Here is a 25044-nt window from a genome sequence, read left to right on the forward strand (position 1 = left end):
ATCGTCAATCGCATTCCTCTTGCGCGCACCACTGTAGAGCCAGCGTGCGTCGCCTTGCACCACGGACCTCCTTGCAAGTGCCCTGCCACGCACCATGCTGACGCGACAACTGGAATTTGTCCATTTGGTCCAACTGGCACAGACGTTGCATGGCGAGAGTCATGCCACCTTGCACGACGACGCCACGGACCGCCCGTTCGCTCGTCATGGACTATTCCACCTCATCCGCCCGATGCTGACCTCCATTCCCCTGATCGATCTCGCCGGCAACCTCGACCCCACGCAACCCGTGGCAAGGGATGCCGCCGCGCGCCTGCACGACGCACTGAGCACCATCGGCTTCGCCTACATCGGAGGCCATACGGTGCGGCGCAGCACACGCGATGCGGCCTTTGCGGCCTCGCGCGACTTTCATGCGTCGCCCCTGGAGCGCAAGCAGTCGCTGGCCATCAACGCCGCGCACCGCGGCTACATGGGCATGGCCACGTCCACCATCGTCACGTCCTCGGTGGCCAAGGTCACCAAGCCCAACATGAGCGAGTCGCTGATGCTCATGCACGAGCTGCCGCCCGACGATCCGGGCCTGCTCGCAGGGCTGCCGATGCAGGGTCCCAACCAATGGCCCGACTGGCTGCCGGGCTTCAGGAGCGCCATGACGCAGTACGTGAGCGAGGTCGACGCGCTGGGTCGCTACATCGTGCGCCTCATCGCGATGAGCCTGGGCCTGGAGGCCACGGCGCTCGACCATTACTTCGACCATCCCACCACGTTCCTGCGCGCATTGCACTACCCGCCGCAGCCGCCCGTCGACGACGACCAGATGGGCTCGGCGCCGCACACCGACTACGGGATCATCACGCTGCTCGCGCAGGACGACAGCGGCGGCCTGCAGGTGCGCCCGCGCGGCGGCGACTGGATCGAGGCGCCGCCCATTCCCGACACCTACGTGCTCAACGTGGGCGACATGCTCGCACGCTGGACCAACGACCGCTTCGTGTCGACACCGCACCGCGTCATCAACCGCTCGGGCGGCGACCGCTACTCGCTGCCCTATTTCCTCGACCCCAGCATGGACGCGCTCATCGAGTGCCTGCCGACCTGCACCGATGCGAAGCACCCGCCGCGCCACGAGCCCGTGACCTACGGCCAATACCTCATGGAGCGGCTCGACAAGAACTACGCGTACCGCAAGGCGCCGGCCACCACCGTCTGATCCTTTCTCCCTTCTCTTTCAAGAACCCCACATCATGCAATTCAATCGCCGCGACATCCTCCAGGCCATGGCCGCCGCAGCCGGCATGTCCGCCCTGGCCACGCCCGGCCTTTCGCTTGCCGCTCAGAACCTCGTCGTCAACACCTACGGCGGGCGCTGGGAAAAATTCTGGCGCTCGGACCTCATGCCGATGTTCCTGAAGTCGGCCGGCGTGGAGACCACGCTCGACGTGGGCCTCGGCAAGAACTTCGTCGCCAACCTGCGCGCCGCGGGCGTTGCCAAGCCGCCCTACAGCATCCTCATGGTGAACGAGAACATCGCGAGCCTGGTGCGCGCCGAGGGCTACTTCGAGCCCATCCCCGCGGCGAAGGTGCCCAACCTCGCGAGCGCCTACCCCATCCTGCGCAATCCCGAGGACAACGGCGTGCGCGCCATCGTGTCGACCATCGGCATTGGCTACCGCAAGGACCTCGTGAAGACGCCGCCCAAGTCGTGGTCCGACCTGTGGAGCAACCCCGAGTTCAAGGGCAAGATCGGCCTCTACCAGATCGGCAATACCGCCGCGATGCTGTTCCTGCTGATGACCGCCAAACTCTACGGCGGCTCGCAGGACGCCATCGACCGCGCTTTCGTCGAGATCAAGAAGCTGCTGCCCTTCACCCAGGCCGACTGGAGCGGGACGCTCTCGACCATGCTCACGCGCGGGGACGTGACGGTGGCTGTCATCGACTTTCCCGAGATCGTGGCGCTGCAGAAAAAGGGCGTGCCCGTGGAGATGGTGGTGCCCACCGAAGGCGTGCTGGCGTTCGAGCAGTCGTTCAACGTGCTGAAGAACGCGCCGGCCAAGGAAGAGGCGTACAAGTACCTGGACTTCATCCTGCGCCCCGACGTCCAGGAGATGATGGCCAAGGAGTTCTTCACCTCGCCCACCAACGTCAAGGCGAAGCTCTCGCCCGAACTGGCCAAGGACGTGCCCGTGAGCGGCGAGCGCATGAAGTCGATCTTCCAGTTCGATTGGACCCAGGTCAACCCGCAGGTGGCGGCGATCACCGACCGCTGGAACCGGGAGATGAAGTGAGCACCCCGGGCACCACCGCACCGCGCACCACGCGCGTGCAGCTCGACGGTCTGCGCAAGCGCTTCGACAACGCGCCGGCCCCGGCCATCGCGCACCTCGACCTGCAGACGGAGGAGGGCGAATTCATCTCGCTGCTGGGCCCGAGCGGCTGCGGCAAGACCACCACCCTGCGCTGCGTGGCGGGTTTCGAGTTTCCGGACGAAGGCCGCGTGCGCCTGAACGACGAAGACATCACCGACCTGCCGCCCGAGAAGCGCGACATCGGCATGGTCTTCCAGAACTACGCGCTGTTTCCGCATCTGACGGTGTGGCGCAACCTGGCCTTCGGCCTGGAGATGCGCGGCACGGCCAAGGCCGAGTGCAAGCGCCGCATCGATGACGTGCTGGCGATGGTGCAGCTCACGAACATGGCCGAACGCTACCCGCGCCAGCTCTCGGGAGGGCAGCAGCAGCGCGTGGCGTTGGCGCGCGCGCTGGTCATCGAGCCGCGCCTGTTGTTGCTCGACGAGCCGCTGGCCAACCTCGATGCGGTGCTGCGCGAAGACATGCGCGTGTTCATCCGCGAACTGCAAAAGCGCGTGGGCATCACCACGCTCTACGTGACGCACGACCAGGCGGAAGCGATGGTCATGTCGGACCGCGTGGCCGTGATGCTCGGCGGCAAGCTGCTGCAGTTCGACGTGCCCGAGGCCATCTACATGCGCCCGCGCAGCGTGGAGGTGGCGCGCTTCATCGGCCGCTCCAACCTCATCGCAGGCCATGTCGAGGGCATGACCGACGCGGCGGGCGCCTATCCCACCTACCGCGTGAGCACCGCGCTCGGCAGCGTGCCGGCGTCGCACGACCAGCCCTTGGTCACGGGCCAACCCGTGCACGTCACGATCCGCCCCGAGGCGGTTCGCTTCATGAACGACGGTCCTTACGGCGGCCTGGTGCGCTCGGCCTACTTCCTCGGCAGCACGGTCGAGCACACGGTGGAGTGCGCGGGCGGGCAGAGCCTGCTGGTGCAGACCTCGCCGGGGCAGCGCTTCGAGGCCGGCGCCAACGCGGCTTTCGCTTTCGATCCGGGGCACGCCTGGATCGTCGCATCCACGCCATGAGCGCCGTGATGACCTCCGGCGCCGCGCCCGCAGCGGGCACGTGGCGCACCAAGGCGCGGCGACCGGGGCGCAGCGCGGTCTGGCTCATTGCGCCGGCGCTGGTGCTGATCGGCGTGTTCCTCGTGCTGCCGTATGTCAACATCATCGGCATGAGCCTGCGCCCCACGGCCGTGGGCGCGCCCTACGGCGCGGGCTTCACGCTCGCCAACTACGCCAACGCATTGGGCGACGGCTACATCCTTGGCGTGCTCGCCGACACGATGCTGCTCGGTTTCACCACCGTGCCCATCTGCCTGCTGCTGGGCTACCCCGTCGCCTACCATCTCGCGCGCACGCGCTCGCGCTGGGGCAGCCTGCTCTATGTGCTGGTGCTGTCGCCGCTGCTGGTGGGCGTCGTGGTGCGCAGCTTCGGCTGGCTGATCCTGCTGTCGGGCAACGGCGTGGTCAACCGCGCGCTCATCGACATGGGGCTGCTGCAGACCGGTTTGCAGCTCATGAACAACCGTTTGGGCGTGACCATCGCGCTCGTGCATGTGTTCCTGCCCTTCATGATCCTGCCGCTGGTCGGCGTGATCCAGAGCATCGACCCGTCGCTGGAGCAGGCCGCGCGCTCGCTCGGCGCGTCGCGGCTCAAGGTGTTCTGGCGGCTGATCCTGCCGATGTCTTGGCCCGGCATCCAGGCCGGCACCATCCTCGTGTTCGTGCTCACGCTGAGCGCCTACGTCACGCCCGTGATGCTGGGCGGCGCGCAGGTCAAGACCATGTCGGTATTGGTGGTGCAGAACCTCATCGACAACTTCCAGTGGCCGGCCGGCGCAGCGCAGGCGCTGGTGCTGTCGGCCTGCGGCATGCTGGCCGTGGGCATCTATGCGCGGCTCTCGGGCCGCTTCATGAAAGGCCTGCAATGAGCAAGAACAAGCGCAAGGCCGTGGGCACGCGCGTGGCCGACGGGCTGGGGCTGGCCTATGTCGGCGCGGTCTATGTGTTCCTGGTGCTGCCCATCGCTGTCATCGTGATGATGTCGCTCAACGCGGGCGAGTTCCTGACCTTTCCGCCGCAGGGGATCTCGCTGCGCTGGTTCGGTGCGCTGTTCGCCAACGAGGCCTTCATGCGGGCCATCGGCACCTCGCTGAAGGTGGCGGCCATCGCGACGGTGTGCTCGACCCTCATCGGCGTGGCCGGTGCGCTCTACGTGGTGCGCCATGCCACGCGGCTGCGCGAATGGCTGCGCATGATGTTGATGCTGCCGCTCATGCTGCCCGAGATCCTCACGGCCATTGCGCTGCTGTTCTTCCTGTATGCGAGCGGCATCGGCACGCGCACGATGTTCGGCCTGCTCGTGGGCCATGTGCTGGTGACGCTGCCCTATGTGTTCACCAACGTGGCGTCGTCGCTCTACAACCAGGACGCCTCGCTGGAGCAGGCCGCGCGCAGCCTCGGCGCGTCGCCGTGGCGCGCCTTCGTGCGCGTGACGCTGCCGCTTATCAAGCCGGGCATCATCACGGGTGCGCTGTTCGCCTTCGTCATTTCGTTCGACCTGTTCAACATGTCGCTGCTGCTCAAGGGCATCGGCATGACGACGCTGCCGCTGCAGCTGTTCGACTACCTGCGCTGGGATTTCGACCCGACGGCCGCTGCGGTGTCGACGCTGAGCATCGTGCTGACGCTGATAGCCGTGGTGTGGGTAGACCGCACCGTGGGCTTGCGCACGTTGCGCTTCGGTTGAGCGGCAACGCAGCGAGGAGGGTGCCGCGCCCCCGGGGCACCCGGATTCGCTTCTAGCGCGGCCCTTCAGCCTCCTCGTTGGACGAGGCGAACAGGTCCCACGCCGCCATGAAGAGCGCCGCGACCACCGGACCGATCACGAAGCCGTTCACCCCGAACAGCGCCATGCCGCCCACCGTCGACATCAGCACGATGTAGTCAGGCATCTGCGTGTCCTTGCCCACCAGGATGGGGCGCAGCACGTTGTCGACCAGGCCGATCACCACCACGCCGAAGACGATCAGCGCCACGCCTTCCCAGATGTGGCCGGTCGTGAGGAAATAGATCGCCACCGGCAGCCAGATCAGCGCCGCGCCCACCGCGGGCAGCAGCGAGAGAAAGGCCATCAGCACCGCCCAGAGCAGCGCGCCCTGCACGCCCAGCACCCAGAAGGCGAGGCCGCCCAGCGCGCCCTGCACGGCCGCCACCGCTACGTTGCCCTTGACCGTGGCGCGGATCACCGTGGTGAACTTGTTGAGCAGGAAGTGGGTGTGCGGCCGCGCCATCGGCAATGCCTGGCGCACGGTCTTCGACAGCGCGGTGCCGTCGCGCAGCAGGAAGTACAGCAAGTAAAGCATCAGCGCGAAGCTCACCAGGAAATCGAAGGTGTTCTGCCCGATGTTGAGTGCCTGCGTGGCGACGAGCTGGCCGGTCTGGGCGGCACCCTGGGCGATGCGCGAGAGCATCGATTCCACGTTGCCCAGCCCGAAGCGGTCCAGCAGGTTGAGCACCCACTGCGGCAAGGCGCCGAGGATCTGCTGGAAGTAGCGCCCGAAGTTGATCTCGCCGGTGCGGATGCGCTGCGTCACCAGCGAGGCCTCCTGCACCAGAGAGACTGTCACCATGGCCAGCGGGATGATCACGATCACGAGGCAGATCGCCAGCGTGGTCAGCGCCGCCAGGTTGTGGCGCCCCGGCATGCGCTTGAGCAGCCGCTTGTAGAGCGGCGTGAACAAGATCGCCAGCGCCACGGCCCAGAGCACCGCGCCGAAAAAGGGCAGCAGGATCCAGAGGAAGGCGGCCGTCACGGCCGCCAGCAGCAGGAGGAAGACCGTTCGCTGCAGATCAGGTGAATTCATGCCAGGCGACTTTAGCCGAGGCCCGTGCCATGGCCCTGTCAGCGGGAAGCCCGTGACCGTGCCACCGGGCACGGCGAGGGCAGCGCTCAGCGTGAGGCGCGCGGCAGTGCCACCGGTGCCAGCGTGGCGCGCAGGCGCTCGTCCGCAGCGGGGCTGGCGGCAACCTCCGCCTCCAGCGCCTCTTCGACGTTGCCGATGTGGTCCAGCATCAGCTGGCGCGCGCGCTTCATGTCGCCGGCCTCCAGCGCGGCGACGATGGCGGCATGCTCGGCGCAGGACTGACCGGCCTCGTGCGTGGACTGGAAGAGCGTGGCCGCCAGCGTGGTGCGCGCCGTCAGGTCGCGCAGCACGTCGCACAGCAGCCGGTGCCCCATCTGATCGGCCAGGCAGACATGGAAGTCGGCCAGCAGGAAGGCGCGGGTGGCGGCGTCGGCCCCGGCGATGGCGCGCTTCTCGTCGGCGATGTGCTCGCGCAGCTTGCGGATCACCTTCGACAGCGGCCGGCCCGACTCGGCCAGGATGCCCGCTTCGATGATGCGTCGCGCGGCGAAGGCATCGCGTGCTTCCTCGGCCGAGGGCTCCACCACGTACCAGCCGCGGCGCGACTGCACCTCCACGAAGCCTCGCGCCTGCAGCTGCATCAACGCCTCGCGCACCATGGTGCGGCTGACGCCGAAGTTTTCCGCCAGCTGCTGCTCGCCGAGGCGTTCGCCGGGCGCGAGCTTCTGGGCGAGGATGGCCTCGACCACGCGTGCGGCAATGGTGGTGGGCGTGACGTCGGTCATGGCTCCCTAGTGTGCGGGATGAACGGCCTGGATCGCGTGTGCGGCGGCAACCGGAGAATCCGGCTCGGCCAGCGGCTCGTCCTCGGGCGAGTGGGTGCCGTCCAGCACGGCGCGGGCACGCTCCCGGTCGATGTCGCCTTCCCAGGCCGCGATCGCGACGGTGGCCACGCAATTGCCGATCAGGTTGCCCAATGCGCGGGCGATGCCCATGAACCAGTCCACCGACAGCACCAGCACCAGCCCGATCGCGGGAATCGCGGGAATGGCATGGAGCGTCGCGGCCAGCACCACGATGGCCGAGCCCGGCACGCCGTGCGCGCCCTTCGACGTGACCAGTGCAATCGCAAGGATGGCCAGCAGGTCCGACATCGAGATCGGCGTATTGGTCGCTTGCGCGATGAACACGGCCGCCAGCGTGATGTAGATCGAGAAGGCGTCGAGGTTGAAGGAGTAGCCGGTGGGGATCACCAGGCCCACTGTCGAGTCGCGAATGCCCATGTGGCGCAGCTTGGCCATGATCTGCGGCAGCACGCTGTCCGACGAGGTGGTGGCGAAGACGATGGTGAGCTCCTCGCGCAGGTAGCGCAGCAGCTTGATCAGGCTGAAGCCCGACAACCTCATCACGAAGCCCAGCACGACGAACACGAAGATGAACACCGAGGCATAGAACAGCACCACCAGCATGCCCAGCTGCTTGAGCGAGCCGACGCCGTACTTGCCGACCGTGAAGGCGATGGCGCCCAGCACGCCCAGAGGCGCCAGCTTGATGATGATGCCCATGATCTTGAAGAGCACCAGCGACAGCGAATCCACCACCGCGGCCACCGGCTTGCCGAGGTCACCGAGCAGTGCCAGTGCGCAGCCGAACAGCACTGCGAAAAGAAGCACCTGTAGTACGTCGCCGGTGGCGAATGCGTTGACGATCGTGGTCGGGATCAGCTTCATCAGGAACTCGACCGTGCCGCCGCTGGTGAGTTTGTCGGCGTTCGACGCATAGGCACTCATCGCCGCCGGGTCGAGCGCGCGCGGGTCCACGTTCATGCCCACGCCGGGCTTGAACACGAAGGCCAGCACCAGCCCCAGCGCAAGCGCGATGGTGGTCAGCACCTCGAAGTAGATCAGCGCCTTGACGCCGACGCGGCCCACGCGCTTGAGGTCGCCTGCGCCGGCGATGCCGTGCACCACCACGCAGAAGACCAGCACCGGGATGATCATCTTGATCAGCTTGATGAAGCCGTCGCCCAGCGGCTTGAGCTTGACGGCGAAGTCGGGAAAGAACAGGCCTGCCGCCACGCCGAGCACCAGCGCGATGACCACCTGACCGAAGAGTGATTTGGCGAAGCGGGGCATGCCTTGTCTCCGTGAGGGGTTGCATGCAAGACGAGGAAGATCTTGCATACAAGCAATGTAGGCAAGATCTCGGGATTTTCTGTGCGGGTATTCCCGGGGTCGGGGGCTGCGGCAATGCAGCTGTTCTAGGTCAATAAATGACCGAACAGGTTGTTGGGTGCCCATTGCCGACTTCTGTCATGACGCAGGAGCCGGCATTCGCAACGTCTGCCGCTGCTTCGTGGCCTGTGCCGCGACCTCAAGCTGTTCTCCTACGCTATCTTTCAAGAATGATGTGACGCTATCTGGCCCAGCGCGACACGGCCAAAAGTTCCAAGCGGATTGCCCAAGGTTTCGAGTTGTTCGAAGTGGTTGTAGAAGTCTGCTTTCAGCAAGGCAGCCTGCTTGCCGCTTGATTTCAGTTCATCGACAAATGCCTTCGATTGGTGCTGGTATTCCGGCATATCGAGAGATCCGTAGCCAACCACCACCGGGCAAGCGAAGGTCCTTGCATTGCGCACAGGACTCAGATCCGAAACAACGTCGGGATCGCCAAGCTGAACATGGCGGCTGCGCTCCGACAAGCTGACGGGCTCCAGATCGTAGATGCCGCTCAGCAACAACGCGGACCGCAGGGTTCGAGGATCAACGCAGTTGCGAGCCTTCCAGTCGCGGGTGAGTGCCACGCCCAAGAGATGTGCCCCGGAAGAATGACCCGAGAGGTGGATGCGTCTTGCGTCGCCCCCGAAAGTCGATGCATGGCGCGAGACCCAGGCGATGCTTCGTTCGACCTGCTCAGCCAGCGCTGTGAGATCGCCCCCGAGATCTGTCACCGGCGCGAAATCGATCGGGCATCGGGCGCGTGCTGATGGAGCGCATCCATCGGGAGGCCGAAATCCTTGGTCTGGGCGAGCTCACCGCCGATGTCAGCAAGACGGCGGAGCCCTTCTTCGCCGGCTCCGGCTTCCAGGTCGTGGAGCGTCGCCCGCCGGTGCGCCGCGGGGTGGTGCTGCACAAGGCGTTCGTGCGCAAGCTGCTCTGAGACTCGGGCGCATGCGCCGCGCCATTGAAATGGCTCGAGCAACGCAAGGCGGAGTTCATGATCGCATGCGGAATCAATGCCGCTCCACATGCGCACGGATGTCGCCGGTCGCGCTGTCGATCCAGCCGTGCAGCCGCGCCTTGGACACCATGAGATCCAAGTTCTGCGCGCGCGCCGTGATGTCGGCGAGCCGCGGGTGGGCCTGGGCTGAAGATTGCGCAGCACCTCCACGCCTACCGGCATCTTGAGGTTCAGCACGAGGCTGCGCTTGGCGCGGTCAGTAGGACTTGTAGCCTTGTGCGGGCCGGTCCGCGCCGGCCGCGGTATCCGCCGGCGCCGTTCCTGCCGTGGGTGTCCCAAGCGGAATAGGCCAGTCCCGCCAGGTCAATTGGCCTCGCAAAGACCCTCTTACATTGACACCGAAGCCACCTGTGGAGATTAACTTGAGAGGGAACATGGGCACAGCAAGTGCAAATAGGCTACCGACCGAGAAGGGTGATGCCGCGCTCGCGGCCGTGTTTTCCTTCATCGAAGCGAAGGCAGACGTCTTTGTCTCGGACCTCATCGCCTACGCGTCGCACCCGAGCATCAGCGCGCAGGGCATCGGCATCGACCACGCGGCCAGGCTTCTGATGGTCAAGTTCCTGGCGATGGGGCTCGAAGCAGAGATCTGGCCCACCCAGGGAAACCCCGTCGTGCTGGGGCGATGGACCCAAAAGGCCGGGGCTCCCACCGTGCTCTTCTACGGCCACTACGACGTGCAGCCCCCTGAACCCCTGGAGGCCTGGCTCTCCCCGCCGTTCGAGCCGACCATCCGCGACGAGCGCATCTATGCTCGCGGCATCGGGGACAACAAGGGCCAGCACTACGCGCAGATCCTTGCCATCGAATCGCATCTGCAGGTGCATGGGCAACTTCCCTGCAACGTCATCTTCATGCTGGACGGCGAGGAGGAGGTGGGCAGTCCCAGCCTTCCCGAGTTCGTTCGGACTTACAAGGATCGCCTGAACGCGGATCTGGTGGTGATTGCGGACGGATCCATGCATCCGTCGGGAGCGCCCGTCGTGCAGATGGGGGTTCGAGGGCTTCTGAACTTCGAACTCCATGCGCGAGGCGCGAGGCAGGATGTGCATTCCGGAAACTTCGGCGGGGTCGTGCCGAATCCGGCGTGGACACTCGTCCAGCTGCTGGCGACGATGAAAAACCCTTCGGGCGAGATCACCATCGATGGCCTGTACGACACGGTGGATCTGCCCACGCCGGCGGAACTCGAGGCCGTCGAGGCACTGCCGATGGATGTCCCGCTGTTGTGCGAGCAGTTGGGAATAGCCGGGCTCGATGGTCCCCGAGGCCGCGGCTACTTCGAGCGCCTGATGTTCCACCCCACGATCACGATCAACGGTTTGCACAGCGGCTACGGCGGGCCAGGCATGAAGACCATCATCCCCCGCGAGGCCAGCGTCAAATGCGACATGCGGCTGGTGGCATCGCAGACAGCCGATCATGTGTTCGACCTGGTCGTGCAACACGTTGCACGTCATGCGCCGGGCGTCCAGGTCATGCGCTTGAACAGCATGGAGCCGTCGAAGACGCCGGTGGCCTCGCCATTCACGGCCAGAGTGCTCAGATCAGTCGAAAGCGGCCAGGGCCGGCGTCCGCTGCTGTACCCGGTGGTGGGTGCCAGCTTGCCGAACTACGTGTTCACGGAAACGCTGGGACTGCCTGCCTTCCTCGTTCCTTACGCAAACGCAGACCAGTCCAACCATGCACCCAATGAGAACCTGCGCATCGACTGCTTCCTGAACGGCGTCAGGACAGGCGCGGCGCTGCTTTCCTTCCTGGCCGAGACGTAGTCCGGCCACGCTTGCTCGCAACGGGCCCAGGCCCGCAGACCCCTTGCAACAACAGAACGCGCAGTCCTTGCGCAGAAAGGCAGTGATGACAGTCGACCGGAATGCGGTACAGCCGTGGCAGTGGCCTGAAGAGGAGTGGCGTCGCCTGGTGCAGCGCGTGCGAGCCGGCCGCCGTCTCCGTCCGGGAAAATGGAAGAACGGCGCGCAGGTCGCGGTCGCCCTGTCATTCGATTCGGATCACGAAACCAACGAGTTGCGTGACGGAGGGCGCTCCATCAACCGCCTGGCATGGGGCCAGTACGGCCATCGCATCGGCATTCCGCGCATCCTGGCCCTGCTGGAAAAGCACGCCGTGCCCGCCAGTTTCTATGTGCCCGCCGTCACCGCGCTCTTGTATCCCGACGAGCAGCGCCGCATCGTGGAGGCCGGGCACGAGATCGGCATCCACGGCTGGATTCACGAACTGAACTCGGTGCTGGCACTCGACGACGAACGCGACCTCATGATGCGCTCGCTCGATACCCTTGAAAAAGTGACCGGAAAGCGCCCGACGGGCATGCGCTCGCCCTCGGCGGACTTTTCGGAGAACACGCTGCAGCTGCTGTGCGATTTGGGCATCTCCTATGATTCCTCGATGGCGGCTGACGACGACTGCTATGAGCTCGAGTTGTTCGGCAAGCCCACTGGCGTGGTCGAGCTTCCCTTCGACTGGGTGCGGGACGACGCGGTCTACTTCCTGATGCATCGCTTTCAGGGGCTGCGCCCCTACACCGCGCCATCGGAAGTCTTCGATATCTTCAAGCGCGAACTCGACGGCGCCTATCAGGAGGGTGGGCTGTTCGAACTCACCATGCATCCGCACGTCATCACCAACCGCTCGAGAATCTGGATCGTCGAGGAGCTGATCACCTACGCCAAGAGCCTCCCGGGTGGCGTGTGGTTTGCGCGGCACGACGAAGTGGCCGCGTACGCCTTGCAGCACGGCGTCGAGTCCGAATAGGACACGGGGTTTCCCTGGCCGGTGTGCCCATGGCCAGGGTGGGCGGATGACGCGCTAGAACTCCAGGACGATCTTGCCGAAGTGACGGCCCGCCTCCTGGTACTGAAAGGCCTGCACGAGCTGCTCCAGCGGGAAGCTCCGGTCGATGACCGGCCTGATGCCGGTGACTTCCAGGGCCCGGATCATGTTCTCCTGATCCGCCCGGCTGCCGACCACGATTCCCTGCAGGCGAGTCTGCTTGACGATCATCGTCGCGGCCGGGATGTCGCCCGACCGTCCGGTGAGGGCGCCGATCAGCGAGATATGTGCGCCGATCCCGGCCGCGGTGATCGATTGCACGAGCGTGCCCGCGCCGCCCACTTCGATCACGTGATCGACGCCGCGGCCGCCGGTCCACTCGGCCACCGCACGTCCCCACGCGGGCTCGGTCCTGTAGTTGACGGTGTGCGCAGCGCCCAACGCGCGCAGGCGCTCCAGCTTCGCATCGGAGGACGAGGTCGCGATCACCGTGGCGCCCACCGCCCGCGCGATCTGCAAAGCGAAGATGGACACGCCTCCTGTGCCGAGCACCAGCACGGCATCGCCGGCCTTCAGGGCGCCGTTGACGACCAGCGCTCGCCAGGCAGTCAGCCCAGCCGTAGTCAGCGTCGCGGCCTCGGCGTGGCTGTAGCCCGCCGGCGCGCGCGTGAAGCACAGGGCCGGCCGCACGACGACCTCGCGCGCGTAACCGTCGACGCCGTCGCCGGGCGTATGCGAAAAGTCGCCCACCTGCGGGGGACCGTCCCGCCACTGGGGAAAGAACACCGACACCACGGCGTCGCCCACCTTGAACTCCGGGACACCGGCTCCCACCGCTTCGACCACGCCCGCGCCGTCAGACATGGGAATGCGGCCGTCCGCTGGCTCCGCGGCCCCGGTGACGACGCGGTAGTCGTGGTAGTTGAGCGAACTCGCATGCAAGCGCACGCGGATCTCGCCGGCGCCGGGTGGACCGGGATCCGGAAGCGTCACCACCTCCAGCCTGTCCAATCCCCCCGGGGCTCGGATGCGCAAGCCCCTCATGGCCGGGCCGTCCCGCTGCGCGGTGTGGAAAGGCAAGACGTGGTCGATAACATGAAGTGCTCCTGAGAGGTTTGGGAATCAATTGAGCGTGATGCCGACCCGTTGCACCACCAGGCGATTCCGCTCCAGGTCGCTCTTGAGGAAGGGGAGCATCTCGGGCTGGCGCATCGGGATGGCTTGAATGCCCTGGTGCTGGAGCGCCTGCTGCGCTTCCGGCGCCGCGAGGGCGGATTCGATCTCCTTGCGGCGCATGGCGATGTCCGCCGCACCGAGCCCGGCGGGCCCGGCGACGGCGAGCCATATCTCCGCCTTGAACTTCGGGAAGCCGCTTTCCGCCAGCGTCGGAATCTGCGGCGCGACCGACGTGCGCGCCGCGGTGGTCACGGCCAGGCCCTTGAGCCTTCCCGCCGCGACGAGCGGCGCCGCCGCCTGCGCCGGGACGATGCCCACGTCCAGAGTGCCTCCCATCACGTCGGTGATCACCTGCGCAGAGCCCTTGTAGGGGACCGGCGTGGTCGTGAAGCCGGCCTGTTCCTTGAAGATCTCGCTCACCAGGTGGTAGGCGGTCCCGCTGACCACCCCTTCCGCCAACGGCGTCTTCGAGGCTTTCGACAGCCTCGCCAGTTCGGCCGGCGTGCTCGCGGCCAAGTTGTTGTTGGCCACCAGCATCGCCGGCAGGCTGCCGATCATCGCGATCGGCGTGATATCCGCGATCGCGTCATACGGAAGCGCCTTGTACAGCCACGGATTGATCGTGTGGTTGGAACTGACGATGCCCAGTGTCAGGCCGTCCTTGGCAGCCCGCACGAGCCGCGTCGTGCCGATGGTCGTGCCGGCGCCGACGATGTTCTCGACGACGATGGGGCGGCCACTGCTCTTGCCCCATGGCGCGGACAAAGCCCGCGCCATCGCGTCGGCTGCTGAGCCCGGAGGCGTGGGGACGATGAGACGGATCGGTTGCGAGCGATCCGTCGCCCCGGCGTTCACGTGGACGATGGCCGCAGCCAGGCCGAGGGCGAAAGCTCGCCTTGCAAGATCGAAAAACATTTTTGAGGCTCCCCAGCCCTGAATTTCAATGCCTGAATTCTTGCGATGGGCTCGGGTGGAGGCAACCCACTCTTGCTGGGGTGGGCCTCAGTGCCGCTAATGCATCGGCGCGTGCTCAGTGTTCTGCGATGTGCGCGCTGTCGAACAGCGCATCGCGCTGCTGGGTGTACCGGCTGGCCTCGTCCTGGAACCAGCCGAGCAGCGTCGCCATTTCAGGGCAGGAAGGATTGCCGATGAAGCGATAGGACGCCTGCAGCTTCACGCGCTGCGGAAATGGGACCACCAGGCGTCCCTGCAGCAGGTAGCCCAGCACCAGTCCGGCCCTTCCCATGGCAATGCCCTGCCCGCCAAGGGCGGCCTGTATGGCGAGGAAGGCATGGGTGAACTGGGTCCCCTGGCGAAGTGCCGACGCCGGGAGATCGACGCTCGCCGCGGCCAGCCACGTCGCCCACTCCTCGGTCGGCTCGGTCCCTTCCCAGGGATCGGCGGCGTGCACCATGTGGACGCCCTTCAGGTCGGAGGCCTTGCGCAGCGCCGGATGCGCCTGGAGGAATGCCGGTGTCGCGACCGGTACCAGCCATTCGTCGAACAGCGCCACGTCGGTCGCATCCTTGATTTCGACCGTGCCGAACTGGACGGCCGCTGCAATGTTCTCGCGTGCCATGCGTGCCGCGTCGATCCGGTCGGATTCGCCCACGATGCGCAGCGCCAGGTGCGGATAGGCGCGGTAGAAACTCCCGAGCCGCAGCGTGAGCCAGAACATCGCGAAAGAGGGAGAGCAACTCACATTCAAGGGCTCCTGGATGCGGGTGAGGTCCAGGCGGTGCAGAGCGTTTTCCAGGCCCCTGAAGGAATCGCGGGTGGCCGTGAAAAGCTGCTCTCCCGAATGTGTCAGCTTCAAACCCTCCTGTGTCCGCGACAGCAATGCATGCCCCACGCGGTCCTCGAGCTTCTTGACCTGCTGGCTCACCGCCCCTTGCGACACATGGAGCACCTGCGCGGCCTTCGTGAAACTGCCACAGCGCGCCGCAGCGTCGAAGCAGCGCAACCACGCGAGCACCGACGGCGACAGAAAGGGTGCGGCACTCGTTTTCATTAGTTTCATTGAGATCGGCCGCACTATAAGTTGATTGTGCCGGCCTGTGCGGCGCCGAAGAATCCGGTCCATCACATTGACAAGGATTCGTATGCAGGTACTGGTCGCAGGTTTCAAGCACGAGACCAACACGTTCGCCTCCAACCGGGCGGATTGGGCAGCCTTCGAACGTGGCGAGACCTTTCCCAAGCCTGTCCAGGGGCCCGCCATGCTGGAGATGCTGTCGAAGGTGGATGTCTCGGCCACCGGCTTCGTTCGCCAGGCGCTGCGGCGGGGGTGGACCATCGCCCCGAGTCTCTGGTGCGGCGCCGTGCCTTCGTCGTACGTCACCGACGACGCGTTTGAGAGGGTCTGCGAGACCATCCTCGGCGACGTGCGGAGCCTGGACTTCGATGCCGTCTATCTCGACCTGCACGGCGCTGCCATGGCAGAGTCCTTCGACGATGCCGAGGGCGAACTGCTGACGCGGGTCCGACGCATCGTCGGGCCTTCGGTTCCGATCGTGGCCAGCCTGGACCTGCACGCGAACGTGACGCGCGCGATGCTGGAGCAGGCCGATGCGCTGGTCGCGTTCCGCACCTACCCCCATATCGACTACGTCAAGACAGGCGAACGGGCAGCCGAGTTGCTGGAGCGCCTGCTGCGACATGGCAGGCGCGAGGCGTTGCATTCCGAACGTCTTCCTTTTCTCATCTCGATCAACGTCCAGGGCACTTCCACCGAACCCGCCAAGGGCTGCTACGAGCTGCTCGAGCAAGTCGACGAGCGCTTCGGTACGGTCTCCAGCTTTTGCATGGCCTTTCCGGCCTCGGATTTCGAGGAATGCGGACCGGTGCTCTGGTCCCACGGCGAAAGGGCCGCCGAGGCGATCGCCATGCTGCACGCGCACGTGGCAGAACCGACGCAGTGGCGCCTCGACGCGCCGGACGCCCGCGAGGCCGTGGAGGCGGCGATTCAGCGCGCGCACGGAAGCAGCGCTGCGGTCGTGATCGCCGATACCCAGGACAACCCGGGCATCGGCGGCACCAGCTCCACCACGGGCATGCTGCACGCACTGCTGGACGCAAGAGCCGGCCACGCGTTCCCTGGCCGCGTCGCCCTGGGGGTACTCTACGACCCGGCGGCCGCGGCACTCGCCCACCGCGCTGGCGCGGGCCAGACCCTGCAATGTTCGATCGGGGAATCCGTCGAGACGCCCACGGGCGCAAGCGAACCCCCGGTCCAAGGCACGTTCCGCGTGGCCGCTCTCTCGGATGGCGTGACCGTCTTCAAGGGCCCGAAGATGACAGGCTTCCAGACCCAGCTCGGCCCGAGCGCCTGCCTGGAGATCGAAGGTGTTCTCGTCGTCGTGTCCAGCGGCAGGATCGGCGCCCAGGACCGGGAGCTGTTCCGAATGGTGGGCGTCCACCCAGAGGCGATGAAGATCATCGTCGTCAAGAGTTCTCACCACTTCCGGGCCGACTTCGAGTCCTTGGTCGAGGTGCCGGATTCCGACATCCTGTTCGCGCTGGCGCCAGGCATGCTGCCGGTTGACCCCGCAGATCTCCCGTGGAGAAAGATCTCGCCGGCCACGCGGCTTCGTCCTTGAAAGGGTCGCGATGAATCCTGCGACTTGTCCCATCTTGTCAAGCTCCGCGCCATTTGGGAAAGCGGCTGGACGGGCGATTCCTAGACTCAGCTGGCGGCTTGAAGCCGCGCAAGACCGATCCGGAAACTTCCCACAACAGCACAAGGGGACCCCATGGATCACACGAGGATTTGCACATTGAGGACGAACCGGACTGATCTGTCCCGACGCGGGCTGCTGGCGCTCGCGGGGGCGACCGCGGCCGCCGCTGCGGCAGGTTGCGGCGGCGCAGGCGCGGAGCCGATCCCGGCGAGCGCAAGCGGCGGCTTGCCCGCTGCCGCGAAGCCGACGGCAACGCTGTTCCATACAGAATCCGGTGCCGGCACGAACGTGATGCTTCTGCACGGCTGGACCTGCGATTCCCACGACTGGAGCTGGCAGTTGCCGGTGCTCGAAGCCAGGTACCGCGTCGTTGCCGTCGATCTGCGGGGCCATGGCCGCTCGCAGGTCATGCCGCCGGGGGCATACGAGCCTGCCGATTACGTGGCGGACATCGAGTCGCTTCTCACCACGAAGTACGTCGGCCAAAGATTCATCCTCGTGGGACATTCGATGGGTGCGCAGGTCGCCGCGCGCCTCGCTGCCCGGCGGCCCGACTTAGTCAGTGCGGTGGTCTCCGTCGATGGGTCCCTGGGATTCTCGGCCGACCTTGTTCCGCTCTTTCAGAAGACCACCGACGACCTGGCCTCGCAGGATCCCGGCGTCGTCGGGCCGGCCTTGTTCGAGCTGTTCTACGACGCCGCCACCGACCCGGCGTACAAGCGGTGGCACGCCAGGCGCCTGCAGGGCATGCCGATGCATGTCGTGCGCGAGTCCTTCGGACCGCTGTTCCTGGGCGCCGATCAGGTGGGTGTAGGCGAGGAGAGCGGGCGCTTCTGCAGAAGCCTGCCGGTCCCCGTCTACCACCTGTGCCGCGACCCGGCGCAGGCCGAGCGCATGCGTCCTTGGTTCTCCCACCCCCGATCGAAGGTCGATGTTTGGACCGACGCCGGCCACTGGATCATGCTGGACCGCAAGGCCGATGTGAACACAGCCATCACGGCCTGGATGGATGCGCTCTAGCCAGACTGCCCTCCAACTCACCCCCAAAGGATCGAACATGTTCTCGAAGCGCTTCTCACTGGCCGTTGCAGGCCTCATGCTGTGCCTTCTACCCGCGCTGACGTTCGGCGGGCCGGCGCAGGACTATCCCGTCAAGCCGGTCAGGGTCATCGTGGCGTACAACGCCGGCGGGCCCATGGACGTCGGTGCACGCGCGCTCGCTGCCGGACTGAGCAAGGCCCTGGGCCAGCCCTTCGTGGTGGAAAACAAGCCGGGTGCCAGCGGCCGCATCGGAACCGAGGCGGTCGTGCGTGCCGAGCCGGACGGCTACACGCTCATGTACGCCATTGCCGACCAGCTTGCGATCAATCCGCACATCTATCCCAACACGGGCTACGACATGCTGACGGCCGTGGAGCCGGTGGCGCCGCTCGGTCGGCTGCCGATGGTGCTGGCGCTGCGCCCCACCTTCAGCGAAGGCACAGGGCAGGGCCTGATCAAACTGGCCAAGGCATCGCCTGGAAGGCTCACTTACGCGTCGTGGGGCATGGGCAGCCTCGGCCATTTGGCGGGGGCCATGATGGAGCAGATCGGCGGCATCGAGATGCTGCATGTCCCCTACCTCGGGGGCGCGCCGGCACAGGCAGCGCTTCTGGCGGGCCAGGTCGACATGCTGCTGGTACAGGTGCCCTATGCCGAGCAGCAAGCCAAGGCCGGCCGCATGAAGATCCTGGGCCTGACGTCGGCCCAGCGCAATCCAGGCTACCCGGCCATCCCCACGGTGGCTGAACAGGGCTTTCCGGGGTACGTTGCCGAGACCTGGAGCGGCTTGCTGGTGCCCAAGGGCACCCCGGCGTCCGTGAAGGCCAAGCTGGCGCGTGCCGTGAACGAATTCGTCACCAGTCCGGCCGGCCAGGCGCAGCTCAAGGAGATCGGCTTCGAAGTGATGACCGGCGGCCCCTCCGACTTCGCCGCCTTCATCCGTACCGAATACGATCGCTGGGGCTCGCTGATTCGCACGCGCCGCATCGTCGTGCAGTGATGGCGAAGAGTGGGCGAGTGGGGAGCTCCACATGGATATGCGAACCGCCAGAGCCATCCGGAGTGCAACGCTTCTGGGCTACCCGCAGGCCGCACGCGCCGTGGGCCTGGATCCGGCAAGAATGTTCGAGCGCGTCGGCCTGGACCTGCGATGCATGGAGGATCATGAGACCCAGATTTCCTTCGACGCATTTCTGCAGCTGCTTGCAGAGTCCGCCAGGCAGGCCGACTGCCCGGACTTTGCATCCCGTGCGGCCATCGCTCGGGGGACGCCCAACTATGGCACCGTCAGCCTTCTCATGCGGGAGGCCGAGACGCTCGAGGAAGCGCTCAACTTCTACACCTCGCACCTGACGCTGCATGCGGACGGCACGTTCATCGAGTTGGACAAGCGCTTCCAGAATCCCCTCGTCTTCGTCGAAATCTCGGCTCGAACGCAAGAGGAGTCGTTTCAATGCACGCAGTACGCCCTGGTCGGCATCACGATGCAGATCCGTTGGTTGATCGGCGACAACTTCCAGCCCGACCTGGTGTCGTTCGGCTTCCCCAGGCCGGCGCGCGCGGATGCCATCCAGCGCTTCTTCAAGTGCCCGGTCCTCTACAAGCAGGTGGTGTCCGGGCTGGTCCTGGATCGACGCGACCTGGAGCGGCAACTGGTCACGTCGCCGCCATTTCTGCGCAAGCTGGCGCGTGACCAGCTGGCGTCCAGCCTCCCGCGGTCGCCAGGCAGCTTCTCGATGAAGGTTGGCCGGGTGATCCAGCGCATGATCGGCGAGGGCACTTGTGAGGCGAGTGCGGTCGCGGAGCACTTCCGTGTCGACCGCAGGACACTCAATCGCCGCCTGGAACACGAGGGCGAGACCTATTCCAGCGTGCTGCAGCGCGTTCGCGTCGATATCGCGTGCCGGGCCCTGCATGGGTCCGATTGCTCGATGACGCAAGTCGCCGATGCGGCAGGCTTCAAGAACCTCAGTTCGTTTTCCCGCTGGTTCCAGAAGTCGTTCGAGTGCACAGCCTCGGACTGGCGCTCCCAAGCCGCACGCGGCGGGAACGGCGCATCTCCGCCGGTATGAGGGTCAGCGCTGCCCGATGCGGGAGCCCTTGAACAGGTTCCTGTGCTCCGATGGCTGCGAGCGCCAGTATTGACGGGGAGCCTCCACCTGCGCGCCCAGCGCGGCGGCCGCGTGCCAGGGCCAGCGGGGGTTGTAGAGAATCGCGCGCGCCAGGGCGACGGCGCTCGCGTCGCCCCTTGCCAGGATTGCCTCGGCCTGCTCGGGCTCGGTGATGAGTCCGACGGCGATGGTCGGCAGCCCCGTCTCTGATTTGACCCGTCGTGCGAACGCGACCTGATAGTCGGGGGCGGGCGCGATCTTCTGAAGAGGCGAAGCCCCGCCGCTGGAAACGTGGAGGGCGTCGCAGCCGCGGGCTTTCAGCGCTTGGGCCAAGGCGAGCGTGTCTTCGATGTCCCAGCCGCCCTCGACCCAGTCGGTGGCCGACAGCCGCACCCACACGGGTCTGTCCGGCGGGAATGCGGCGCGCACTGCGTCGAACACCTCCAGCGGAAAACGCATTCTGTTCTCCAGGCTTCCGCCGTAGGCATCGGTGCGCGCGTTGGCCAGCGGTGACAGGAATTGATGCAGCAGATAGCCGTGCGCCGCATGGATCTCGATGCCATCGATGCCCAGGCGGCCTGCGCGCGTGGCGGATCGGGCGAAGCCGTCGCGTACGCGCGCCAGTCCGGCCGCATCGAGCACCACCGGGACATCCTCTCCCTGCGCATGCGGCAAGGCAGACGGTGCCACGGACTGCCATCCCGGGGGCTTGCCCGCGGGAATCTGCCGTCCGCCCAGCCAGGGAGCGTCGCTGGAAGCCTTGCGGCCGGCATGGCCGAGTTGCATCGCGATCTTGATCGGCGAATGGGCGCGTACTGCGCGGAGTGCGTGCGCCAGGGCGGCCTCGTTGTCATCCGAATACAAGCCGAGGTCGCCGGGGGTGACGCGGCCTTCGGGCAGCACGGCGGTGGCCTCCAGCACCAACAGGCCTGCGCCCGAGAGGGCCAGATGGCCGACGTGGACGGTGTGCCAGTCGCCGGCGTTTCCGTCCACCGCCGAGTACTGGCACATCGGGGCAATGACGATTCGGTTGGAAAGGGACAGGTTGCCGATGTGCCACGGCGAAAAGAGCTTGCTCAAGAATTGACACCATCAGGGTGGAAGGAGATCGAAAGCGCTCGCCGCGCCTTCTTTCACCATGGTAGAGAGCACCGCCTCGCGGTGTGCTCCTGGTGGGACGGGCTTTGCCCGATCGGGACGATGACGCGCCGTGATCGCGTCGGGGCTTGCGCTCGCTCTCGTCGTCTCCCCTGGCCGAGAACGGCTAGATCCGGGTGCGCTTGAAGTTTTCCGGCCCCGCCACGACGGCAGCAAGGAACATGTCGACGGAGAACTCGACCATGCGCTGCACTTCCAGCTTGCTGTCGGTTCGTGGAAGTCGTCCTCCCAGGCCGTGGGCATCTGAATTCGATTCCCCAGATCAAGGCGGGAAAGCTTCGCGCGATCGGCATCGTGGGCCCGCGTCGCGTCGCCGCCCTTCCGGGCGTGCCGACACTGGCGGAAGAAGGGCTGCTCGTGGGCCTGCTCTGTCTTCCGGCAGCGCAACAAGACGACTACTACCGCGGGCAGAGATACATGGCGATACTCGGTCTCGCCTGCCTGTCCGTGCATTTCGTCCTTTGGTCGTTCTTTTGAGCGGTCGCATGGCCGGCGGCGGTGCTGTCCGCCATTGGCCGGGTCGGGCGGAGCGTTCTGCGAGCTGAGCCAGCCATCGACCCGACGACGGAGCGTCGCTCCACGTGCAGGTTCATAGAATGCCGCCATGCAGACGGCATGGTTCGAAGACCTGATCGCGCTCTCGGAAACCCGCAGCTTCAGCCGCGCCGCAGAGCGCCGTCATCTGACGCAGCCTGCCTTCGGTAGAAGGATTCGAGCGCTCGAACAATGGGCCGGCACGCCGCTGGTCCTGAGCAACCGGGCGCCGGTGGCGCTCACGCCCGCGGGCGACAGGCTGGTGCAGTATGCCGTCGAGGCCGTGCAGGCGATGGCCCTGGCACGTGACGACCTGAAAGGCCTGCATGCCAGCGCACGCGAGACGGTCACGCTGGTCGCGGGCCGGACCCTGGCACGCACGATCGCGGCCGACTGGCTGGCCCGGGTCAAGCGCAAGACGGCGGCCGCCGAGATCAGGGTGCGCACAGGCTCGATGGCCGAGACCTTGAAATGGCTCGAGCAGGGCGAGGCCGAGTTCATGCTGGCCTATCACCACCCGGCCATCGCCGTGCGCCTGAGTTCTGCGCACTTTCTTCAGCGCACCTTGGCGCATGACAAGCTGGTGCCGCTGGCCCGGGCGGGGCTCCTGCCGTCGACCGGAGACATGGGCTCCGCCAAGCCTCTCCCCTACCTGGCCTACTCGGAGAAGCTGGCCCTCGGCCGCCTCGTGCGCGACCACCTGATCAACCATGCGCAGGCGCCGCGGCTCGCGCAGCGCATCGAATCGGATTCGGCCGACGCATTGCTCGAGTACGCGATCAAGGGACTCGGTGTGGCGTGGCTTCCCTGGTCCCTGGCCGTCGGCGCCTGCAAGGACGGCCGCCTGGCGCCCGTGGGAGGAAAGTCGCTCCAGATCGGCTTCGAGGTCCGGGTCGTGCGGCCGAAGCGGCGGCTGGGGCCGGTCGCAGAGTCCGTGTGGTCGGCCGTGGACAGCGCCTGAGCCGGTGCAGGATCGGCATCAACTGGTGCCGAAATGGCTCTGGGGAGATGTTCCGTGCGGGCCACCATCGGTCCGCACCCACCCACAGGAGATTGCCATGAGCACCATTCGCCGATTCTTGATCGTTTCGCTTCTCTGCACCCTCTGTCCCCTTGCGCTCGCGCAAGGGGACGCCTTTCCCGAGCGCCCGATCACGGTGGTCGTGGGATACCCGCCCGGCGGCAGCACGGACCTGACGGGCCGCGCCGTGGCCGATCAGCTGGCGAAGAAGCTCGGGGCGACTGTCATCGTGGAGAACGCCAGCGGGGCAGGGGGCGCGATCGCGGCGCAGAAGGTGTCGAAGGCGGCTCCGGATGGCTACACGCTGCTGGTGGGTGCCAACAACGAGATCGCGATCAGCCGGCTCGTTTCCTCCAGTGTGAAGTACACCTACAAGGACTTCACGCCGATCGGCCTCATTGCCTATCAGCCGATGGTGCTGGTCGCCTCAGCGCAGAGCGGCGCCAGGAACGTGGACGACTTCCTGAAGGCGGCCCGGGCCGCACCCGGCCGCCTCAGTTACGGAAGCTCCGGCGTGGGCACCGCGCTGCACCTGGCCGGCGAGATGGTCAAGCAACAGGCCGGCATCTTCGTCACGCACATCCCGTACCGCGGTGTCGCGCCGCTGACGAACGACCTCATGGGCGGCTCGCTGGGCTATGGCGTGTTCGTGCTCTCCAGCGGGCTGCCCCACATCCGCAGCGGCAAGATCGTCGCGCTCGGCGTCACCGAGAAGCAGCGCTCGACTTTCGCGCCGGACATTCCGGCACTCGCGGAGCATCCTGCCCTGAAGAACATGGACATCTCGGTGTGGTTTGCCCTGATGGCGCCGCCGGGCTTGCCGGCACCGCTGGCAGCCAGGCTCAGGAGAGCGCTCGACGAAATCCTGCAGACGCCGGAGTTCAGGAAGAAGCTGGAGGAAACGGGCGCTCGGATCGCTCCCCCCGGCGTCGACATGGCGCGATTCCTGGCCGACGAAGACGCCAAGTACCAGCGGATCGCGGACTTCGCGAAGATCAAGGAATGAGCGCGACCTTCGATGTCGGCCGGCCTTCGCTCGGCGCCTGGCGCAGCGGCAACACGGGCGTGGAAGGGGTATGGCACTTCGAGGCGCACGAGCCTGGCCCCGTGGTGATGATTGCTTCGCTGGTGCACGGGAACGAACTGTGCGGGGCCTGGGCGGTCCTGGGCTTGCTGGAGGCCGGCTTGCGCCCGCGCCGGGGCGCGCTCACGTTGGCCTTCTGCAATCTCGCGGCCTTCGACCGTTTCGATCCCGCCCACCACGACGCATCCCGATTCGTCGACGAGGACATGAACCGGCAGTGGTCGGACCAACGGCTCGCCCGGGCGGATTCCGTGGAGCGGATCCGCGCGGCCCGGCTTCGACCCTTCGTGGAACGCGCCGATTGGCTGCTCGACCTGCATTCGATGCACGAGCCCGGTCCGCCGTTGCTGCTTTCCGGCCCGCACCGAAGGGCGGTCGACTTCGCTAAGGCCTTGGGCGCCGTGCGCCACATCGTCCGGGATGCGGGACATGCCGACGGCGTGCGGATGCGGGACTTCGGTCGCTTCGGTCTGCCGGACGGCTCGCCGGATGCGCGAACGGCCGCGTTGATCGAGTGCGGCTTCCACGGCGACCGTACCTCGATCGCGGTGGCCAGGGACGCTTGCCATCGCTTCCTGCTCGCGACGGGCGCGGTCGAGGCGAGCGTGCTGGCGGACGCCTTGGCCGATTGGCGGCGGCCGGCACCGGAGGCGCACGTGGTGCTGGAGGTCGAAGGCGCCGTCGTCGCGAAGGATGAGAACTTCAGCTTCGTCCGGCCCTTGCAGCCCCTCGAGCTCATCCCCCGCGCCGGTTCGGTGATCGGGATCAATGGCGGCGAGCCCGTCGAGACCCCCTTTGACGACTGCGTTCTCGTCATGCCTTCCACCCGGCAGGCCCGCGCGGGCGTCACCGTGGTGCGCTACGCGCGGCAGCGCTCCTAGGCGGCGTCGCGGGCGGCACGGCAGCTGCCTTCGGCGCCGCTGCCCGATGCACGGTGATTGCCTCGGTCCCATAACCCCTGGTTGTACGGGGGTCATG

The 25044-nt window shown here is 66.4% G+C and carries 24 protein-coding genes; 16 read left to right on the forward strand and 8 right to left on the reverse strand.

The features are described 5' to 3' along the window. Positions 1-232: 232 nt before the first annotated feature. From E5CHR_RS10405 to E5CHR_RS10425, 5 genes are read left to right on the forward strand one after another with little or no spacing between them, the layout of a single operon-like run. Positions 233-1213 carry an isopenicillin N synthase family dioxygenase gene (locus tag E5CHR_RS10405; protein ID WP_162579608.1) on the forward strand — a complete coding sequence of 327 codons (981 nt, stop codon included), beginning with the start codon at positions 233-235 and terminating at the stop codon, positions 1211-1213. A gap of 34 nt (positions 1214-1247) precedes the next feature. Next, the gene (locus E5CHR_RS10410; protein ID WP_232062023.1) at positions 1248-2291 is read left to right on the forward strand and encodes an ABC transporter substrate-binding protein; all 1044 of its coding nucleotides are present in this window, start codon (positions 1248-1250) and stop codon (positions 2289-2291) included. Beyond that, positions 2288-3391 carry an ABC transporter ATP-binding protein gene (locus E5CHR_RS10415; RefSeq protein ID WP_162579609.1) on the forward strand — a complete coding sequence of 368 codons (1104 nt, stop codon included), beginning with the start codon at positions 2288-2290 and terminating at the stop codon, positions 3389-3391. Before E5CHR_RS10410 ends, E5CHR_RS10415 begins: the two co-directional genes overlap by 4 nt. Then, positions 3388-4299, forward strand: coding sequence for an ABC transporter permease (locus E5CHR_RS10420; RefSeq protein WP_232062024.1), 912 nt, complete (start codon positions 3388-3390; stop codon positions 4297-4299). The genes E5CHR_RS10415 and E5CHR_RS10420 overlap by 4 nt, the downstream gene beginning before the upstream one ends. Next, complete coding sequence (locus E5CHR_RS10425) at positions 4296-5117, forward strand: ABC transporter permease (RefSeq protein WP_197893848.1); 822 nt, start codon at positions 4296-4298, stop codon at positions 5115-5117. The genes E5CHR_RS10420 and E5CHR_RS10425 overlap by 4 nt, the downstream gene beginning before the upstream one ends. 52 nt (positions 5118-5169) lie before the next feature. Here E5CHR_RS10425 and E5CHR_RS10430 read toward each other — a convergent pair whose 3' ends face one another. The 4 genes from E5CHR_RS10430 to E5CHR_RS10445 all read right to left on the reverse strand — a co-directional run bounded on the left by E5CHR_RS10430 (position 5170) and on the right by E5CHR_RS10445 (position 9181). Beyond that, positions 5170-6234, reverse strand: coding sequence for an AI-2E family transporter (locus E5CHR_RS10430; RefSeq protein WP_162579610.1), 1065 nt, complete (start codon positions 6232-6234; stop codon positions 5170-5172). A gap of 86 nt (positions 6235-6320) precedes the next feature. Continuing rightward, complete coding sequence (locus E5CHR_RS10435; protein ID WP_162579611.1) at positions 6321-7019, reverse strand: GntR family transcriptional regulator; 699 nt, start codon at positions 7017-7019, stop codon at positions 6321-6323. Positions 7020-7025: 6 nt separating this feature from the next. Then, on the reverse strand, positions 7026-8369 hold the full coding sequence (locus tag E5CHR_RS10440) for a C4-dicarboxylate transporter DctA (RefSeq protein ID WP_162579612.1): 1344 nt from the start codon (positions 8367-8369) through the stop codon (positions 7026-7028). A gap of 263 nt (positions 8370-8632) precedes the next feature. Further along, the gene (locus E5CHR_RS10445) at positions 8633-9181 is read right to left on the reverse strand and encodes an alpha/beta hydrolase (protein WP_162579613.1); all 549 of its coding nucleotides are present in this window, start codon (positions 9179-9181) and stop codon (positions 8633-8635) included. 35 nt (positions 9182-9216) lie between these two features. Here E5CHR_RS10445 and E5CHR_RS10450 point away from each other — a divergent pair, with 35 nt between their 5' ends. The 3 genes from E5CHR_RS10450 to E5CHR_RS10460 all read left to right on the forward strand — a co-directional run bounded on the left by E5CHR_RS10450 (position 9217) and on the right by E5CHR_RS10460 (position 12243). Beyond that, entirely contained in the window at positions 9217-9390 is a 174-nt protein-coding gene (locus E5CHR_RS10450; RefSeq protein ID WP_162579614.1) for a hypothetical protein, read from the forward strand. Positions 9391-9845: 455 nt separating this feature from the next. Continuing rightward, the gene (locus tag E5CHR_RS10455) at positions 9846-11243 is read left to right on the forward strand and encodes a M20/M25/M40 family metallo-hydrolase (RefSeq protein WP_162579615.1); all 1398 of its coding nucleotides are present in this window, start codon (positions 9846-9848) and stop codon (positions 11241-11243) included. An 85-nt stretch (positions 11244-11328) separates the two neighbouring features. Then, positions 11329-12243 (forward strand): polysaccharide deacetylase family protein, encoded by a 915-nt coding sequence (locus E5CHR_RS10460; protein WP_162579616.1) that lies wholly within the window; start codon positions 11329-11331, stop codon positions 12241-12243. Positions 12244-12297: 54 nt separating this feature from the next. Here the strand turns inward: E5CHR_RS10460 and E5CHR_RS10465 are convergent, their stop codons facing one another. From E5CHR_RS10465 to E5CHR_RS10475, 3 genes are all read right to left on the reverse strand, one after another. Further along, on the reverse strand, positions 12298-13305 hold the full coding sequence (locus E5CHR_RS10465) for a zinc-dependent alcohol dehydrogenase family protein (protein ID WP_162583669.1): 1008 nt from the start codon (positions 13303-13305) through the stop codon (positions 12298-12300). A gap of 78 nt (positions 13306-13383) precedes the next feature. Beyond that, positions 13384-14352 (reverse strand): tripartite tricarboxylate transporter substrate-binding protein, encoded by a 969-nt coding sequence (locus tag E5CHR_RS10470; protein WP_162579617.1) that lies wholly within the window; start codon positions 14350-14352, stop codon positions 13384-13386. Between the two features lie 115 nt (positions 14353-14467). Continuing rightward, on the reverse strand, positions 14468-15448 hold the full coding sequence (locus tag E5CHR_RS10475) for a LysR family transcriptional regulator (RefSeq protein WP_162579618.1): 981 nt from the start codon (positions 15446-15448) through the stop codon (positions 14468-14470). 91 nt (positions 15449-15539) lie between these two features. Here E5CHR_RS10475 and E5CHR_RS10480 point away from each other — a divergent pair, with 91 nt between their 5' ends. The 4 genes from E5CHR_RS10480 (at position 15540) to E5CHR_RS10495 (ending at position 20230) form a co-directional block, all read left to right on the forward strand. After that, positions 15540-17036: a M81 family metallopeptidase gene (locus tag E5CHR_RS10480; protein WP_162579619.1), complete on the forward strand. Its 1497-nt coding sequence runs from the start codon at positions 15540-15542 to the stop codon at positions 17034-17036. 177 nt (positions 17037-17213) lie between these two features. Next, complete coding sequence (locus tag E5CHR_RS10485; protein WP_232062025.1) at positions 17214-18137, forward strand: alpha/beta fold hydrolase; 924 nt, start codon at positions 17214-17216, stop codon at positions 18135-18137. A gap of 37 nt (positions 18138-18174) precedes the next feature. After that, positions 18175-19158, forward strand: a complete 984-nt coding sequence (locus E5CHR_RS10490; RefSeq protein ID WP_162579621.1) for a Bug family tripartite tricarboxylate transporter substrate binding protein — start codon at positions 18175-18177, stop codon at positions 19156-19158. Between the two features lie 31 nt (positions 19159-19189). Continuing rightward, the gene (locus E5CHR_RS10495) at positions 19190-20230 is read left to right on the forward strand and encodes an AraC family transcriptional regulator (protein ID WP_162579622.1); all 1041 of its coding nucleotides are present in this window, start codon (positions 19190-19192) and stop codon (positions 20228-20230) included. 3 nt (positions 20231-20233) lie between these two features. On the opposite strand, the gene E5CHR_RS10500 is transcribed toward E5CHR_RS10495, so the two are convergent. Beyond that, positions 20234-21349: an NADH:flavin oxidoreductase/NADH oxidase gene (locus E5CHR_RS10500; protein ID WP_162579623.1), complete on the reverse strand. Its 1116-nt coding sequence runs from the start codon at positions 21347-21349 to the stop codon at positions 20234-20236. 291 nt (positions 21350-21640) lie between these two features. Here E5CHR_RS10500 and E5CHR_RS10505 point away from each other — a divergent pair, with 291 nt between their 5' ends. The 4 genes from E5CHR_RS10505 (at position 21641) to E5CHR_RS10520 (ending at position 24947) form a co-directional block, all read left to right on the forward strand. Then, positions 21641-21904, forward strand: a complete 264-nt coding sequence (locus E5CHR_RS10505) for a tripartite tricarboxylate transporter substrate-binding protein (protein ID WP_162579624.1) — start codon at positions 21641-21643, stop codon at positions 21902-21904. Between the two features lie 127 nt (positions 21905-22031). Next, complete coding sequence (locus E5CHR_RS10510; RefSeq protein WP_162579625.1) at positions 22032-22922, forward strand: LysR family transcriptional regulator; 891 nt, start codon at positions 22032-22034, stop codon at positions 22920-22922. 97 nt (positions 22923-23019) lie between these two features. Beyond that, positions 23020-23988 carry a Bug family tripartite tricarboxylate transporter substrate binding protein gene (locus E5CHR_RS10515; protein ID WP_162579626.1) on the forward strand — a complete coding sequence of 323 codons (969 nt, stop codon included), beginning with the start codon at positions 23020-23022 and terminating at the stop codon, positions 23986-23988. Next, a complete protein-coding gene (locus E5CHR_RS10520) occupies positions 23985-24947 on the forward strand; it encodes a succinylglutamate desuccinylase/aspartoacylase domain-containing protein (protein ID WP_162579627.1) in 963 nt (320 codons plus the stop codon). Before E5CHR_RS10515 ends, E5CHR_RS10520 begins: the two co-directional genes overlap by 4 nt. Positions 24948-25044: the final 97 nt, after the last annotated feature.

It is taken from the genome of Variovorax sp. PBS-H4 (assembly GCF_901827205.1).
Classification (GTDB): domain Bacteria; phylum Pseudomonadota; class Gammaproteobacteria; order Burkholderiales; family Burkholderiaceae_C; genus Variovorax.

Bases quoted from the DNA above. Each gene is read 5' to 3' on its own strand.
- E5CHR_RS10405 (WP_162579608.1), top strand. From the start codon at position 233: ATGCTGACCTCCATTCCCCTGATCGATCTCGCCGGCAACCTCGACCCC.
- E5CHR_RS10410 (WP_232062023.1), top strand. From the start codon at position 1,248: ATGCAATTCAATCGCCGCGACATCCTCCAGGCCATGGCCGCCGCAGCC.
- E5CHR_RS10420 (WP_232062024.1), top strand. From the start codon at position 3,388: ATGAGCGCCGTGATGACCTCCGGCGCCGCGCCCGCAGCGGGCACGTGG.
- E5CHR_RS10425 (WP_197893848.1), top strand. From the start codon at position 4,296: ATGAGCAAGAACAAGCGCAAGGCCGTGGGCACGCGCGTGGCCGACGGG.
- E5CHR_RS10430 (WP_162579610.1), bottom strand. From the start codon at position 6,234: ATGAATTCACCTGATCTGCAGCGAACGGTCTTCCTCCTGCTGCTGGCG.
- E5CHR_RS10435 (WP_162579611.1), bottom strand. From the start codon at position 7,019: ATGACCGACGTCACGCCCACCACCATTGCCGCACGCGTGGTCGAGGCC.
- E5CHR_RS10440 (WP_162579612.1), bottom strand. From the start codon at position 8,369: ATGCCCCGCTTCGCCAAATCACTCTTCGGTCAGGTGGTCATCGCGCTG.
- E5CHR_RS10450 (WP_162579614.1), top strand. From the start codon at position 9,217: ATGGAGCGCATCCATCGGGAGGCCGAAATCCTTGGTCTGGGCGAGCTC.
- E5CHR_RS10455 (WP_162579615.1), top strand. From the start codon at position 9,846: ATGGGCACAGCAAGTGCAAATAGGCTACCGACCGAGAAGGGTGATGCC.
- E5CHR_RS10460 (WP_162579616.1), top strand. From the start codon at position 11,329: ATGACAGTCGACCGGAATGCGGTACAGCCGTGGCAGTGGCCTGAAGAG.
- E5CHR_RS10465 (WP_162583669.1), bottom strand. From the start codon at position 13,305: ATGAGGGGCTTGCGCATCCGAGCCCCGGGGGGATTGGACAGGCTGGAG.
- E5CHR_RS10470 (WP_162579617.1), bottom strand. From the start codon at position 14,352: ATGTTTTTCGATCTTGCAAGGCGAGCTTTCGCCCTCGGCCTGGCTGCG.
- E5CHR_RS10475 (WP_162579618.1), bottom strand. From the start codon at position 15,448: ATGAAAACGAGTGCCGCACCCTTTCTGTCGCCGTCGGTGCTCGCGTGG.
- E5CHR_RS10480 (WP_162579619.1), top strand. From the start codon at position 15,540: ATGCAGGTACTGGTCGCAGGTTTCAAGCACGAGACCAACACGTTCGCC.
- E5CHR_RS10490 (WP_162579621.1), top strand. From the start codon at position 18,175: ATGTTCTCGAAGCGCTTCTCACTGGCCGTTGCAGGCCTCATGCTGTGC.
- E5CHR_RS10495 (WP_162579622.1), top strand. From the start codon at position 19,190: ATGGATATGCGAACCGCCAGAGCCATCCGGAGTGCAACGCTTCTGGGC.
- E5CHR_RS10510 (WP_162579625.1), top strand. From the start codon at position 22,032: ATGCAGACGGCATGGTTCGAAGACCTGATCGCGCTCTCGGAAACCCGC.
- E5CHR_RS10515 (WP_162579626.1), top strand. From the start codon at position 23,020: ATGAGCACCATTCGCCGATTCTTGATCGTTTCGCTTCTCTGCACCCTC.
- E5CHR_RS10520 (WP_162579627.1), top strand. From the start codon at position 23,985: ATGAGCGCGACCTTCGATGTCGGCCGGCCTTCGCTCGGCGCCTGGCGC.